Genomic DNA, 14,751 nt, shown 5'->3' on the forward strand with positions numbered 1-14,751 from the left:
CGGTCAAATCTTGAGGTAACCCTTGTCTGCCGGGATTTGCGCAGCCGTCACCAATGACGATGCGTCGCTGGCCAACCACACCACGATGTCGGAGATCTGATCGGGCTTGATCAGCGAATCCGTCGGCAGCGCGCCGGGGGAGAAGCTGTGGATGTAGTGCGGGTGATCCTGCAGGACCTGGTACATCGACACGTCGTTGCCCATCGGGGTGTCCGTGCCGTACGGGTGGACCGAGTTCACCCGGATGCCGAACTCACCCAGCTCGACCGCCAGCGCGTTGATCATGCCCACGACGCCGAACTTGGTCGCGCAGTAGTGGCCGCAGCCCGGGACGGCCTTGATCCCGGCAGCCGAGCTGGTGGCGATGATCGAGCCGCCGTTGCCGGCCTCGATCATCGTCGGCACCACTGCCCGGATGGTGTTCCACATCCCGGTCAGGTTGATGTCCAGGGTGTCCTGCCACTGCTGCGGGGAGATCTCCCAGAGCCGCCCCCAGTTCAGCACTCCCGCGTTGGCCACCACGATGTCCAGCCGGCCGAACTGTTCGATGGTCTCGGCGACCACCTGTTGCTGGCCTTCGGCGTCGCGGACGTCGACCGTCTTGGCGTAGATCTTGCGGCCTTCGCCTTCCACCAGATTCACCGTCTCGACGAGATCCTCGGGCGTCGCGGGTTCGTAGCCGTTGGCCTCGGTCACGGGTGCGCAGGCGTCGATGGCGACGATGTCGGCTCCGGCCCGGGCCAGCCGGACGCAGTGCGAGCGGCCCTGTCCCCGAGCGGCCCCGGTGACGAAGGCGACCTTGCCGGCCAATGGTTGATCGGTCATGCGCTGAGTTCCTCACTGATCGTGGCGGCCCGGACATCGCTGAACTCGTAGTCCGTGAGCGGCGAGCGCCGCGCGAAAATCCTTGACCCGGTGATGGTTTGTGGACGGTAATACGGTGTTTCGTGTTGGGAGTTGACGAAGTAGGTGTTCAGTTCGGAGGCGCGGGTGTAATAGGTGTGGGCAGTGCGGCCACGCTTGTCCATCAGCGCATTCCATTTGTGGAACGCGTCATTGCTCACCGCGACGACCGGCGCGTCGGCCCGGCGACGGGCCTCGTCGATCATCCGAACGGCATGGGCGGCAACGGTTTCGACCCAGTCCATCCAGGCGAAGCCGACGAACCCGAGCGGGCCGACGATCTCCCACCGGTTCGGCAGCCGGGGGTGGGCAGTGCCGGCGTAGGCGTGCAGTCCGTGGGCGTGGTAGTACTCGGCGAGGTCGAATCCGTTTGAACCCAGGATGGTTCCGGGCCGGTACGTCTCCGGGTCGGTCCACAGCTCGTAGCCGGTCGCGGTGACCAGCAGGTCGGCGGGATGGTCGACGCCGTCGACGGTGCGGACCCCGTCGCGGGTGATCCGCTCGATGGGAGTGGTGATCAGGTGCGTGTCCGGATGGTTCAGGGCCGGCAGGAACGCACTGGAGATCACCGGACGCTTGGCCATGATGCCGTAACGGGGCAGCAGTGCCTTGCGGGTTGCCTTGTCTCGCACGGTGGTACGCAGCAGCAGCCGGTAGAGGTTACGGCTGTTGCCGTCGTACAGGGGCATGAGCTTGGTCAGCACGTTGCGCGGCAGCCGGGAGAAGACGTGGATGATCGGCACGACCATCGCCGCGTCCATCAGGAGCCGGCCGAAGATGTTGATCGCGGTGACGAAGCCCGGCACCTTGAACAGGCGGCGCAGCCACGGCGGGATGTCGAAGTCGACCTTGGGCAGTACCCACGCCGGAGTGCGTTGGTACACATCGAGATTCGCGGCGATCCCGGACAGTGCCCCGGTGATCTGCACACCGCTGGATCCGGTGCCGATCACCGCGACGCGCTTGCCGCGGACGTCGTAGTCGTCGTCCCAGGCGTTCGGGCGCAGGATGGTGCCCTCGAAGTCCCCGATGCCGTCGATGTCGACGACGTTCTTGGCGTTGACGTAGCCGCCCACCGAGCTGATCAGGAACCGGGCCGTCACGTCCGGCTGGTTGCGGATGGACAGGCGCCACAGGCCGGCATCGTCGTCCCACTGCTGGCGGAGCACCTCGGCGCCCGTGCGCAGGTGCGGACGCAGGCCCAGTTTGTCGGCGGTGTCGCGCAGGTAGGCATAAATCTCGGGCCCGGGCGCGAAGAACCGGCTCCAGTCGGGGTTGGGCGCGAAGGACAGTTGGTACCACGGTGACGGGATGTCGACGGCAAGTCCGGGGTAGTGGTTGTCACGCCAGGTGCCGCCGAAGTCGTCGCCCCGGTCGACGATGAGGAAGTCGTGAATGCCCTTCTGCTGCAGCAGGTGAGCGGCGGCGATGCCGCCGGGGCCCGCCCCGATGATGACCACTTCGTGGTCGGGTGTGGTCATGGTGTCTCTCCGGTGAGTCCATTGATGATGTGGTCGGTGACGAAGCGCCGGATGGCGCGGGGGTTGTCCAGGTTGACGCCGATCGGGGGCAGCAGTTCGAAGCTCAGCAGCACCCGGACGATCCATTCACCGGCGCGGGCGGGGTCGACGCCGGCGCCGATCTCGCCGTCGCGTTGCGCGGCCTTGACGCGCGGCTTCCAGAGCTCGACGGCGCGCTTCATCAGGTCTTCTCCGATGTTGCGCAACAGCAGCACGACGATGCCCTCATTGATGCCCTTCTGGGGGGCTGACGGAGAACTCTCGCGGTGGGCGCAGATCAGGACGGCGGCCGCGGCGACCTGATCGGCCAGCGTGGACTGCTTGTCGATCTCCGCGGCCATGCCGTCGACGAACGTCGAGGCCAGGTGGTCCAGCGCGACGCTGATCGCGTGGTCACGACCCCCAAGAGCGTTGTACACCGTGCCGCGCGAGACTCCGGCGGCTTCCGCGACCGCGGTGAGGCTGAATTGCCTTGGGCCCAAACGGTGAAGTGTGTCGGCGGTGGCTGCTAGTAGTGCCGGCGAGATAGTCCGGGGAATCGGCGGCTTGGCGGGCATTTGCACACATTAACGAAATTTGTTCAACGTGGTCAACGATTCGGGAAACCGGTTTTGGTGGCGGCGCGTGTCACACCCGCGTGGCATAATCGAACGTATGAGCGAAGATTTGGACCCTGATGTCGATGAGGCGGCGTTGCGGGGTCGCATGACCGAGCTCGAACGGGTCAAGTCGGCCGCGGCGGCCGAGCAGGCGCGGTTGGCGGCGGCGTTGGAGGCCCGGCGGGTGGCGGCAGCGCGGGCGGGTGGGCCGCGGGTGTCGCGGGCGGCGTTGGGTTCGGAGATCGGGCTGGCCCGGCACGAGTCGCCGCATCGGGGTGAGCGGCTCGCGGCGATGGCCCGGATTCTGGTGGCGGATATGCCGTGCACCCTGGCGGCGCTGGAGTCGGGGGTGTTGTCGGAGCATCGGGCCGAGCTGATCACCAAGGAAGCGGCATGCCTGTCGCCGCTGGATCGTCAGTTGCTGGACGTCGAGTTGTGTGGGGATCCGGCCGGGTTGGCGGGGTTGGGCAACGCCGAGATTTCGGCGGAGGCCGCGCGGATCGCCTGTGAGGTGGATCAGCAGGGCGTGCTGGACAAGATGGCGCGGGCGCGGGCGTCGCGGCACGTGCGGTTCCGGGTGGCCCGGGACGGCATGATGGCGATGACGGTGCGGGTGCCGGCCGCTCAGGGCCAGCTGATGCGCCAGGCGCTCTCGCGCGAGGCGGCCACGGCGGTGGCGGCGGGCACGGTGCGCAGCCGTGGCCAGATCATGGCCGATGTGGTGGTGGCGCGGGTCACCGGCCGTGACCCGGCGGCGCCGGTGCCGGTGACCGCGAACCTGGTGCTCTCGGATGAGACGCTACTGACCGGCGGTGAGCAGCCCGCACACCTGCAGGGGTACGGGCCGATTCCGGCGGCGCTGGCCCGGGACTGGGTGCTGGCCGCGGCCGCCGATGACACGGTGGGGGCGGCGTTGCGGCGCCTGTATGCCCAGCCCGGGACGAACAAGCTGGTGGCGATGGAATCCACGGCGCGGGCGTTCCCGAAAGCGCTCGCCACGTTCATCGGGTTGCGCGATCAGCTGTGCCGGACCCCGTACTGCAATGCGCGGATCCGGCACACCGACCACGTCACACCGCACGCGAAGCGTGGACCCACCAGCGCCCACAACGGTGACGGGTTGTGTGAGCACTGCAACTACGTCAAAGAAGAACCCGGCTGGCAGGCCGCGGCGACCTATGACCGGTACGGCCGGCACACCATCGCACTGACCACCCCATCAGGAGCGGTGTACACCTCCACCGCACCACCGACACCGCAAGGGCTGCGCATCTTCACCCGCGATGTCCACATCGCGCGGATCAACCCGGCCGCTTGACCAGCACTGCCTGGTCCCGGTAGCGATCGGGAAACAGTCGCCGGAGCTCGTCGATCTTCGGCTTGTCGTAAAAGCTGATGTACGGGTGATCCGGATGCAGCTCGAGGTAATTCTGGTGATACCACTCCGCCGGATAGAAGTTGGACTGCGGTGACACGGTGGTGACGATCGGGTCCGGAAACGCCTTGGCCCGGTTGAGTTGATCGATGTAGGCCTCTGCAACGCGTTGTTGGTCGGGGTTTTGGGCGAATACCGCGGACCGGTATTGGGGCCCAACGTCAGGTCCCTGTCGGTTCAGCGCGGTGGGGTCGGTGGCGACGGCGAAGAAGATTCGCAGCACCTCCCCGAAGGTGATCTGCGATGGGTCATAGGTGATCCGTACCGACTCGGCGTGACCGGTGGCGCCGCCGCTCACCGACTCGTAGTCGGCAGTGCCGGCCTCTCCGCCCGCGTAACCGGCCTCTGCCTCGAGTACCCCCGCGACGTGTTCGAAGACCCCTTGAACTCCCCAAAAGCAGCCTCCGGCCAACACGGCGGTCTCGTGCGGTGCTCCGGCGGGAACCTGCTCGTCGGCGGCGACCGGTGGGAGTGGACGCGATTGCGCCGGCGCCCCCGACACCACGAGTGCGGCGGCCGAACCGGTCAGGACGAGGACGGCAGCCAAGATCGGTCGAGTACGCATACATCGATCATCCGGCCGAATTCCCCTGCACGGCAGTCCAAAGATGTGACCAAACGCTGACGAACGGACATCATCGATGCCGGCAGGATGCTGTCGGACCTATCGTCGAGACATGTCGTTGACTCGCCGCATGTTCATCGCCCTTGCGGGGATCGGCACACTCGCCGGGTGCAGTCATTCGGCGTTGGCAGACCCGGCCTTCGGCGTCACCCATACCGATGCCGAATGGCATCAGCTGCTCGATGCCCGTCAGTACGACGTGCTGCGCCGAGCAGGCACCGAAGCGCCGTTCAGCAGCCCACTCAACGACGAACATCGCAATGGGGTGTTCAGTTGCGCCGGTTGTGCGCTCGACCTGTTCGCCTCGGCCACCAAGTTCAACAGTGGCACCGGCTGGCCGAGCTTCTGGAAAGCGCTCGACCGGGCCGTCATCGAACGATCCGACAGCACCTTGGGAATGGTCCGCACCGAAGTGCTGTGTCGCCAGTGTGGCGGCCACCTCGGTCATGTTTTCGACGACGGTCCGGCACCGACCGGACTGCGCTACTGCATGAACGGGGCTGCGCTCACGTTCCGCGTGGCTTAACCCAGGTCCTGTGCGTTGAACGTGTCGCACTGCTTGGGATCACCGGTCTGGTAACCGGTGGTGAACCACTTCTGCCGTTCGGCCGACGAGCCGTGCGTCCACGACTCCGGGTTGACACGACCGGTGGCCTGCTTCTGGATGCGATCGTCACCGACCGACGAGGCGGCCGACAGGGCGTCGGCAATGTCCTTGTCGCTCAACGGTTGCAGAAACGGGACGCCGGTACTCTTCTGCTTGACCGTTGACGCGTAGTGTGCCCACACGCCGGCGTAGCAGTCAGCCTGCAGCTCGGTGCGCACGCTGTTGCCCTCGGCGCCCTTGGGCCCCCGCTGCGCCTTGCCGATGTCACCGAGCAGGTTCTGCACATGGTGGCCGAACTCGTGCGCCACCACGTACTCCTGCGCCAAAGGTCCACCGCTGGAACCGAATTGGTCGACCAGCGTCTGGAAGAAGCTGGTGTCGAAGTACGCGGTCTTGTCGCCGGGGCAGTAGAATGGACCCACCGAGGTATCGGCCTGGCCGCACGCGGTATCGACCCGCCCGCGGAACAGCCGAATCTTCGGCGGCGTGTAGCCCTTGAGCAGCTGCGACCACACCCCGTCCACCGAGTTGCCGGTAGCCACGATGCGGCACTCTAGGTACTTGTTGGCATCCGCGCCGGTCTTGCACTTGCTCAGGTCGTAGGCCGAGGACCCCTGGCTGGACTGGGGCGCCTGGTTCTGGTGGCCGAGAATCGAACTCGGGTCGACCCCGAGGAACATGGCGACCACCACGATCACCAGGCCGCCCATGCCGCCGCCGATCGCGATGCCACGGCCGCCGAAGCCGCCACCCCCGCTGGTCGACGTGTTGCTCGTGTCGATCTCCATACCTTCGTTGAAGGTCATCACCGCTCCGTCCGGGCCTCGAATACGACAGGATGCCAGCTTTTCACATTAGGATTTGCGGTGTGGCCGTCCAGCCCGAAACCATCGATCGTTCGACCATCGTTCAGACTGCCGCGGGCGCGCTGCGAGGCACCACCGAAGGCAGCGTGAATGTCTGGCGCGGCGTCGGCTACGCCGAGCAGCCCGTCGGGCCGTTGCGGTTCCGCGCTCCGCAACCGCTGACTCCATGGTCGGGCGTGCGCGACGCCATCGATCATGGACCCATCCCGCCGCAGGGCAAGTCGTTCGTAGGTGGCGGGCGCGACGACCCCAAGATGCGTGACGAAGCCTGCCTGACCGTGACGGTGTGGTCGCCGGATGTGACGGGCTCGCTGCCGGTGATGGTGTGGATTCCCGGCGGCGCCTTCGTGTTCGGGGCCGGCCAGCTGCAGCTCTACAACGGCTCCCGGTTGGCCGCCAACGGCAACGTGGTGGTCGTCAACGTCACGTACCGGCTCGGCGTGTTCGGCGGCTTCGAACTCAGTGATCTCGGTGTCGGATTCGACGACAACCTGTGCCTGCGCGACCAGATCGCGGCGCTGCAATGGGTGCGCGACAACATCGCCGCGTTCGGCGGCGACCCCGATCAGGTCACCGTCTTCGGCGAATCCGCGGGTGCGACATCCGTGCTCGCCCTCCTGGCCAGTCCCGCGGCCGCCGGACTGTTCGGGCGGGCCATAGCGCAAAGCCCGGCTTTGACGCTCATCGCGGACCGCGAGTCCCGAGCCCGCCAGGCTCACGAGTTCGTGCGCCGCCTGGGTGTCGCCGTCGACGAGATCGTCGCGCTGCCGCAGCGCCAACTGCGCCGCGCCGCCGGCCAATTGCAGGGGGAGAGCGCGGCCAACAGCCCGAAGCTGGCCTACGGCCTGACATACGGCGTCGACCTGCTGCCCGCCCCTCCGGTTGAGGCCGCACGTAGCGGTGCCGTCGCGAAGGTGCCGCTGATCGTCGGCACCAACAGTCGGGAGGCGTCGATGTTCGCCTGGGGTAAGCCGCCGATGCTGCCCACCACTGTGCCGATGGTCGACGACTACTTCGCCCGCATCGCGCCGGACGCCAAAGATTCTGTGCTGCAGGCCTATCCGAGCTACCCGCGGCGCCGGGCGCTGATCGAGATCGGCTCCGACATCATGTTCGGCGCCCCGACGTGGGCCTTCTCGGACGCCTACAGCGACCAGGCGCCGACGCACGTCTACCGGTTCGACCACACCACCTGGACACTGAAGGTGTTGGGCCTGGGTGCCACGCACGGCAGTGAGATCGTGCACATCCAGCACAGCTACGGCTCGTACCTGGGGCGGATGCTGCACCCGCTCGGGCGTCAGGTGCAGCCGTCAGTGGGCCGGCGGATGCAGCGCACCTGGCTGGATTTCGCGACCAAGGGTGACGGCATGGCGGACTGGCCGGCCTACGACACCGAGCGCCGGGCCACCCGGGTCATCGGCTCGATGCGTGACGAGACCATCGACGACCCGGATCAGGTACGCCGAGAGGCCTGGGAAGGGCTCTACGCGCCGTAGCGCTCGTCACAGTAGCGGCGCAGGTTGTGCAGGAACCGCTGGAACAGCCACGCCATCATCGGCCGGCCGGCCCGCATGCCCAACTCGCCGGCGAGGCCGCTCGGCTTCATGGCCATCACCCACGTCAGGTGACAACCATCCGCGGTCTCCTCGACGGTGTAGCCCTCGGCGAAGGCCGAGAGCATGTTCGAGGTGCTGGTGTTGAAACGGAAAGCCATGTAGGAGAACGGCTCCCAGGCGATGAACTCCTCGTCGCCGACGATGTGGCCGCGCATGGTCACCGTGCGGGTGGTGCCCACGCCGTACGGTTTCGGGCTGGTCCACTCCACGTTGGTGATCAGCGTCGCCCAGTGCGGCCACGACGTCTCGTCGGAGAAGACCTCGAACAACTGCTCCGGCTTGATCGTCAGATCGACTTTGCTGACGAAGCGGAACGGTGCACTGTCGATGAAATCCACGCCGACGCGTTCGCACTGGTAGGTCTTCATGAGTAGACACCCTAAAGCAGGGTGTCTACTCATTCGCCGCGGCTCACGGAGTCCAGACCATCAGGTCCTCCATGCCGTTGTTCATCGTCACCGTCGTCGGGCTGGGGCCGGTGACGTCGAAGTGGATCTTTCCGGTCGACTGGCCGCCTTGCGGAATGGTCGCGCCGCTGATGTTGACGGGGCTCGCGACCATCCACAGCACGCGGTACGCCGCCTGGTTCGGTGCGACGGCGTTGAACTGCGAAATGCCGGGGGTCACCGGGCCGCTCAGCGCGCGAACGGTGGCCGTGGCCTCCCAGAGCTTTCCGGCGACCCGGTAGCCCGGCATGACATCGGAGCTCGGCTTGAGGTCGGAGACCTGCCAGCTCAGCTGGACCTGACCGACGCTGTCCGTCATCGTCATGGCGCTGCCGAGCTTGCCGACGAGTGGATAGCCGGCTGACGCGATCGGCGCACTGGCGATGCCGATGACCGAGAAAACCGCAACAGCTGTTCCGGTGACCTTCACTTCTGCCTCCTCGAACGGTTTTTGTATGGCCCTGTCAATTACGGATTACCACTGAAAAGCGCTGATGGGAATAGGATCGGAACTACGCGAAACCAACCATCGAGGCGCGTCTTTCGTGATCGTTCAGAAGCGGGGCGCGCATTGGCCGGTCTGCTGACGGCGTACCGCGGCAGACGCGATGTCGTGGTGCTCGGCCTGGCTCGCGGTGGCGTCCCCGTCGCCCGGGAAATCGCCGCCGCTCTCGACGCACCGCTGGACGCGCTGATCATCCGCAAGCTGGGAGTCCCCGGCCACGAGGAGTACGCCATGGGCGCACTCGGCGGCGGCGGCCACATCGTCGTCAATCAGGATGTGGTTGGGCCACTGCAGATTTCGCAACAGACCCTGAACGACGTCGCCGACGCCGAGGCTCGGGAGTTGAAGCGGCGTGAAGCCGACTACCGCCAGGGCCGGCCACCGCCCGACGTGACCGGACGGACCGTGATCCTCGTCGACGACGGCATGGCCACCGGGGCCAGCATGCGGGTGGCGGCCGAGGTGGTGCGGGAGAGCGGACCCAGGACGCTCGTGGTGGCCGTTCCCGTCGGCGCCGAATCTGCGTGCCGGCAGCTCATGGCGATCGCGGACGACGTGGTGTGCGCCGATATGCCGACGCCGTTTTCAGCTGTGGGGGAGTCCTATCGCGATTTCGATCAGGTCAGCGACGTCGAGGTGCGCCGGCTGCTGGAGCAGGGCGTTGCTAAGGATTGATCAGCGTGACGGTTTCGCCGGGGTCCGTCTGGAGGCTGGCGCTGTCCCCGATGACTGTGGCGTGGCTGTCCGGGCCGTTGGCCTGGACTGCGTTGCCGCTGCCGAGGGCGGTGGCGCTGCTGTCGTCACCGGTGGCAAAGACAATGAAGTTGTACGAGCCGGTGGCCAACGCGGTGCTGTTGTTGCCGGCCACACCGGCGAGGTTGGTGGTGGAGGTGCCGTCGATGCCGGCCTGCGCCGTGCTGTGGTCGCCGACGACGTCAGCGGTGCTGTCATCGCCGTTGACGACTGCGGTGCTGTGGTTTCCGTCGATGAAGGCGAAGTCGTCATACCCGCTGACGGTCACGGTGTTGCTGTCGCCTTGGTAGATCCGGGATGTGTTGCCGGTGCCGAACACGGTCACGGTGTTGCTGTCGCCGGTCACCGTCGTGGTGTTGATCTCGCTGCGTCTGTCGACTTGGCCGTAGGTGTGGACGTCGTTGTCAGAACCGGTCACCGTTACGTCACCGAGTGCGTCGTCGACTGTCACCGTGTTGCCGAAACCGGTCACGTTGGCCTCACTGACATTGCCGGAGGTCTGGACGGTGTTGTCGGATCCGATGACAGTGGCCTCGCTGGAGACTCCGGAGGTGGTGACCGTGTTGTTCGATCCGTTCACCGTGGCCTCACTACCGCTGCTGTAGCCGGTGGCGACCCCGCCGGAGGCAGTGACCGTGTTGCCCGACCCGACGACGGTGGCTTGGCTCCCTCCACCGGAGGCGGTGACCGTGTTGTTCGACCCGTCGGCGGTGGCCGTGCTGTGGTTACCGGTGGCGCGGACGGTGTTGCCTGTCCCGCCGGTTGCGGTGGCCGTGGCGTAATCGCCGCTGGCGGTGACCTTGTTGCCCGAGGTGGTCAAGCACGTCTCACACCCCCGGGTATTGATGATGGCGGTGGCGCCGTCACCGCGGGCGATGGCCAACGAGCCCGGGCCGCCCGACGAGATCGCCGTCGCGTCCGAACCGCGGGCGATGGCCACCGATCCCTTGCCATCGGAGGTCGCGGTGGCGTCGCCCCGCTGGACCCGGGTGACGCCGTTGGTGGCCACGGCCATGTTCTGGACGGGCGCGGTGGGCGCGGTGGTGCCCGGCCCATCCGATGTCGGCGAAGACGGAGCCGGCTTGGCCGCGGCCAAGCCGGGCGCGACGACCAGTCCTACGCCCAATGCCACCGCCAGCGCCCCGATTCGCCCGATGTGGTTGGCATGACTCATGATTCGCCCTTCCGCCTCCGCCTAGCGCCGGCAATTGCGCCGGTGATTGGAAGGTAAGACGGCCGATCCTGCCCGTCTGAGGTAAGGCCCTACCCCAATCGTTTAGCGCAGCTATTGTTGGCCGCCGGTGGACCTGGCAACATTTGCTGCAAATGGTGTGAGTTTGCTGTGTCTGGGGGTGATCCGTCAGTGATTCACGACTGGCCCCTGCACGGTCGAGCTGAGGAACTGCGGGCGATCGAGACTGCGATCAGACGTCCGGACCGGGCCCGAGGCATTGTCCTGTCCGGCGCCGCCGGCGTCGGCAAGACGCGCCTGGCCCGTGAAGTCATCACAGCCTGCAGGCCACCCGCACGCTCCCGATGGATCGCCGGCACCGCGTCGGCCCGCAGTATCCCGTTGGGTGCGTTTGCCGACGTCGTCAGCGACTTCGGCCCCGATCCGTTGCGGCGGGTACGGGAAGTGATCGACGGCGTCATCGGCGCCGCGCCGACGGGTGCGGTGGTCGTCGGTGTCGACGATGCGCACCTCCTCGATGATCTGTCGGCCTTCGCTGTGCACCAACTGGTCTCGCGGAAACTGGCCACCGTCGTGCTGACTCTGCGATCGGGTGAACCGGCTCCAGACGCCATCACCGCGATCTGGAAAGATGACGTGCTGGAACGCATTGAACTGCAACCACTTTCCTCGACTGCCATCGCGAAACTGGTCGAGCGCATCCTGGGCGGGCCCGTGCATTCACGGTGCGTGCAGCAACTGTGGCAGTACACGCAGGGCAACGTTCTGTATCTGCGCCACCTGTTGGACACCGAGGTGAGCGCGGGCCGGTTGACCCAACAATCCGGGGTGTGGATGTGGCAGGGCCAGCCACGACTGACCCCCACGCTCGCTGAACTGCTCACCACGAGGATCGGCCAGATTCCGGTGGCAGCGCGCAATGTGCTTGACGCCCTTGCCGTTACGGAGCCGCTCGACATCGAGACCCTGGCAGCGGTCACGGATTCCGATGCCATCACCGAGGCGGAAGCGCTCGGATTGATCCGCGTCGACAGCAGCGCGACGCCCGCGTCGGTGCGGCTGGCCCATCCGATGCTCGGTGAGGTGCGCCGCACCGACTCTCTGCGGATGCGTCGGCTGCACGGGCAGATCGCCGCAGCCCTGATTGCGCGTCCCGCCACCGATCCGCGTGATCTGGTCCGCCGCGCGGTGCTGACACTGAACTCCGACCTCGCCCCCGATCCGGCGATCCTGAACGCGGCGACGTCGGCCGCGATCCAACTGACAGACATGCGGCTCGCCGAGTCGCTGGCCGAGCGGGCGGTGGCGGCAGGTGGCGGCCTGGAGGCCGATATCGCGCTGTCGCTGGCGTTGATCTGGCAGGAGCGCGGCGAGGAGGCCGAGGTCATCTTCGCCCGACTCGCCGCCGACACCTCAGGCCCGCTACGTGTGCAGGTTGCGTTGCTGCGCGCCCTGAACTTCGCGGTGATCCTCGGCCACACGGCCCGCGCCGAAGCCGAACTCGACAGCGAGATACCGGCCGGCGACGCCACCGTCGCGGCAACGGCACTGGCGTTGCGCGCGTCGATCGACGTGGCGCGTGGCCGGTCCACGGCGGCCATCGAGCAGGCGCGCAGAGTTGTCGGCGATCCGGCCGCCGAACCCGTCGCGCGGATGCTCTCGACGTGGGCGCTGGTGAGCAGTCTGGGGGAGCTGGGCCGCATCGACGAGGTCGAGGCCGTCGCGGAGGCCGGCTACCGGCTGGCCGATACCAGTCCCGAGGTGTCGCACCTGCGCCTGCCGTTGGCATTTCTGCATCTGCACATGCATCGGCTGGCCGGAACGCTCGATCAGGTCGATGTCACCATCGCGCGCATCCGCCGCGACACCGTCGACGTCCCGATCGAGGGATCGTGGCAGGTCGCCGAGTCGTGGCACGCCTTTGTCGCGGGCCTGTCGGCAATCAGCCGGGGCGCGCTGGCCGACGCACACCGGCTGTGCCTGGAATCGCTCGCCGATTTCAGCGCCCGGGACGGTGGCAGCATGCGCAAGATGCTGGCTCGACTGTGGCTCGCCAGTGCCGACGCCATGTCGGGCCGCGCCGAGGACGCGCGTCGCGAATTCACCGCCACCCCGTGGTGGCAGGCAGATTCGGACGCCTGCGCCCGCGATCCTGACCGCACCCTGGCCCACGCCTGGGTGTGCGCTGCCGAAGGTGCTGTGTCCGAGGCGGTTTCGATCATCCGGGCCGCCGCGGCGCGGGAGTTTCAGCTCGGTCGGGTGGGTTGGGAGGTCATGCTGTTGCAGACCGCGACACAATTCGGTGATCACACCACGGCTGAACGGCTCGCCGAACTCGCGCGAGTGGTTCGGGGCCCGCGCGCGGTGGCCGCCGCCGCACATGCCGTCGCTCTCGCCGCCGCCGACGGCGATGGGCTGGTCGCGGCGTCCAAGCAGTACGAGTATTTCGGCGACCGGCTGGCCGCCGCCGATGCCGCCGCGCAGGCTGCGACCATCTATCAGCAGGCGGGGTTACGCGGCTCGGGACTCAGCGCGGCGACCATGGCCGAGCGGTTGGCGGCCGAATGCGGCGGCGCCGACACGCCCGCACTCCGGGCCGCAGCCACCCCGCTGTCGATCACAGTCCGCCAACGCGAGATCGTCGCACTGGCCGCGCAGGGCTTGACCAATACCGCGATCGCGGAGCGGCTCGGCATGTCCCGCCGTTCGGTGGAGGGGCACATCTTCCGGGCGTGTCAGCGTGTCGGCGTCAACAGCCGCGACCAGCTGGTCGAGCTCGTCTTGGGCCGCCGCTAACCCGGTCCGTCACTGGCCGCCGCCAGCAGCGGCACGAGGATGTCGCTGATGGGGGTGGCGATGCCGTGTGCGGCGCCCTTGCGTTGGATGACGCCGTTGCGGATGTCCCATTCCAGCGTGCGGTCGGCTTGCCGGTCGATCAGCATGGAGGTCGCCATGTCGGCAGGCGCCTGCTCGAGCATGCCGGTGATCTCGTCGACGACGCCATCGGGGAGCGTCGCGCCCTCGGCCCGCGCGACTGCGAGGCATTCGGTCAGGTACCGCCGGGCCAGCGCGGCGACGTCGTCACGTCGGAACATCCCTGAGCGCCGGCCCGACAACACCATGAAACCCACCACCGCGTTGACCAGCAGCTTGCGCCAGGCGGCGCTGAGGAAATCGGGGTCCAGGTCGACGGTGATGCCGCTGTCGTCCAGTGCCGCGGCCAGGCGGGTCGCGGCCGCATCGGCGGGCAACACCAGCCGCGGCGCGCTCATCACCCGCACCCAGCCTTCGGGTTGGGTCTCCGCGGCGATCCAGATAGCCGCGGGTACGACTGCTGGTTCGGGGCAGTGGGGACGCAGCCGGTCAGCCTGTTCGACACCGTTCTGCAGCGCGCAGACCACGGTGTCCGGGCCACACAACCGGGCCAGCCACGGGGCGGCGTCGGCGTACTGGGTGTCCTTGACCGCCAGGAGCACCACGTCGACCGGGCCGGTGACGGTGTCCGGATCGGTGCAGACCGGGCCCGGTACGACGATCGGCTGCTCGCCATCGACCCGGACCTCGATCTGTGCACGCGCAGTTCGGCCGCACAAGACGATGTCGTGGCCCGCCGCGTACAGCAGTGCTGCGATGGTCGATCCGATAGCGCCTGGTCCAACGAGGGCAAAGGTCACTGTCGCC

13 protein-coding genes and 1 pseudogene are annotated in these 14,751 nt (G+C 67.4%); 5 read left to right on the forward strand and 9 right to left on the reverse strand.

What is annotated here, in order from left to right; translation table 11 throughout:
• Positions 1 to 3: 3 nt before the first annotated feature.
• The 3 genes from EB75_RS01130 to EB75_RS01140 are packed head-to-tail and all read right to left on the reverse strand — an operon-like array spanning position 4 to position 2,905.
• On the reverse strand, positions 4 to 825 hold the full coding sequence (locus tag EB75_RS01130) for a mycofactocin-coupled SDR family oxidoreductase (protein ID WP_073693650.1): 822 nt from the start codon (positions 823 to 825) through the stop codon (positions 4 to 6).
• Positions 822 to 2,384, reverse strand: coding sequence for a flavin-containing monooxygenase (locus EB75_RS01135; protein WP_073693651.1), 1,563 nt, complete (start codon positions 2,382 to 2,384; stop codon positions 822 to 824). The genes EB75_RS01130 and EB75_RS01135 overlap by 4 nt, the downstream gene beginning before the upstream one ends.
• The gene (locus tag EB75_RS01140; protein ID WP_353651638.1) at positions 2,381 to 2,905 is read right to left on the reverse strand and encodes a TetR/AcrR family transcriptional regulator; all 525 of its coding nucleotides are present in this window, start codon (positions 2,903 to 2,905) and stop codon (positions 2,381 to 2,383) included. Before EB75_RS01140 ends, EB75_RS01135 begins: the two co-directional genes overlap by 4 nt.
• Positions 2,906 to 3,077: 172 nt before the next feature.
• Here EB75_RS01140 and EB75_RS01145 point away from each other — a divergent pair, with 172 nt between their 5' ends.
• Positions 3,078 to 4,340, forward strand: coding sequence for an HNH endonuclease (locus EB75_RS01145; protein ID WP_083611859.1), 1,263 nt, complete (start codon positions 3,078 to 3,080; stop codon positions 4,338 to 4,340).
• On the opposite strand, the gene msrA is transcribed toward EB75_RS01145, so the two are convergent.
• Complete coding sequence (gene msrA / locus EB75_RS01150; RefSeq protein ID WP_073693653.1) at positions 4,324 to 5,022, reverse strand: peptide-methionine (S)-S-oxide reductase MsrA; 699 nt, start codon at positions 5,020 to 5,022, stop codon at positions 4,324 to 4,326. The genes EB75_RS01145 and msrA overlap by 17 nt on opposite strands.
• Positions 5,023 to 5,134: 112 nt before the next feature.
• On the opposite strand from msrA, the gene msrB reads away from it, so the two are divergent.
• Complete coding sequence (gene msrB, locus EB75_RS01155) at positions 5,135 to 5,608, forward strand: peptide-methionine (R)-S-oxide reductase MsrB (RefSeq protein WP_142239353.1); 474 nt, start codon at positions 5,135 to 5,137, stop codon at positions 5,606 to 5,608.
• Here msrB and ypfJ read toward each other — a convergent pair.
• Positions 5,605 to 6,495: a KPN_02809 family neutral zinc metallopeptidase gene (gene ypfJ / locus EB75_RS01160; RefSeq protein ID WP_073693654.1), complete on the reverse strand. Its 891-nt coding sequence runs from the start codon at positions 6,493 to 6,495 to the stop codon at positions 5,605 to 5,607. The two genes, msrB and ypfJ, sit on opposite strands and share 4 nt — an antisense overlap.
• Before the next feature lie 32 nt (positions 6,496 to 6,527).
• Here ypfJ and EB75_RS01165 point away from each other — a divergent pair, with 32 nt between their 5' ends.
• Positions 6,528 to 8,054, forward strand: coding sequence for a carboxylesterase/lipase family protein (locus EB75_RS01165; RefSeq protein WP_073693655.1), 1,527 nt, complete (start codon positions 6,528 to 6,530; stop codon positions 8,052 to 8,054).
• On the opposite strand, the gene EB75_RS01170 is transcribed toward EB75_RS01165, so the two are convergent.
• Complete coding sequence (locus EB75_RS01170; protein WP_073693656.1) at positions 8,042 to 8,542, reverse strand: SRPBCC family protein; 501 nt, start codon at positions 8,540 to 8,542, stop codon at positions 8,042 to 8,044. The genes EB75_RS01165 and EB75_RS01170 overlap by 13 nt on opposite strands.
• Before the next feature lie 43 nt (positions 8,543 to 8,585).
• On the reverse strand, positions 8,586 to 9,050 hold the full coding sequence (locus EB75_RS01175) for an MPT63 family protein (protein ID WP_073693657.1): 465 nt from the start codon (positions 9,048 to 9,050) through the stop codon (positions 8,586 to 8,588).
• A gap of 75 nt (positions 9,051 to 9,125) precedes the next feature.
• Between EB75_RS01175 and EB75_RS01180 the strand changes: the two are divergent.
• Positions 9,126 to 9,776, forward strand: a pseudogene (locus EB75_RS01180) (phosphoribosyltransferase); the annotation flags it as partial.
• Positions 9,777 to 9,789: 13 nt separating this feature from the next.
• On the opposite strand, the gene EB75_RS01185 reads toward EB75_RS01180, so the two are convergent.
• The gene (locus EB75_RS01185) at positions 9,790 to 11,052 is read right to left on the reverse strand and encodes a DUF3060 domain-containing protein (RefSeq protein ID WP_073693659.1); all 1,263 of its coding nucleotides are present in this window, start codon (positions 11,050 to 11,052) and stop codon (positions 9,790 to 9,792) included.
• A 189-nt stretch (positions 11,053 to 11,241) separates the two neighbouring features.
• On the opposite strand from EB75_RS01185, the gene EB75_RS01190 reads away from it, so the two are divergent.
• Positions 11,242 to 13,866, forward strand: coding sequence for a LuxR C-terminal-related transcriptional regulator (locus EB75_RS01190; RefSeq protein WP_073693660.1), 2,625 nt, complete (start codon positions 11,242 to 11,244; stop codon positions 13,864 to 13,866).
• On the opposite strand, the gene EB75_RS01195 is transcribed toward EB75_RS01190, so the two are convergent.
• Complete coding sequence (locus EB75_RS01195; protein WP_073693661.1) at positions 13,863 to 14,744, reverse strand: oxidoreductase; 882 nt, start codon at positions 14,742 to 14,744, stop codon at positions 13,863 to 13,865. The genes EB75_RS01190 and EB75_RS01195 overlap by 4 nt on opposite strands.
• Between the last annotated feature and the right edge of the window lie 7 nt (positions 14,745 to 14,751).

This window comes from Mycobacterium sp. ST-F2 (assembly GCF_001905655.1).
Classification (GTDB): Bacteria; Actinomycetota; Actinomycetes; order Mycobacteriales; family Mycobacteriaceae; genus Mycobacterium.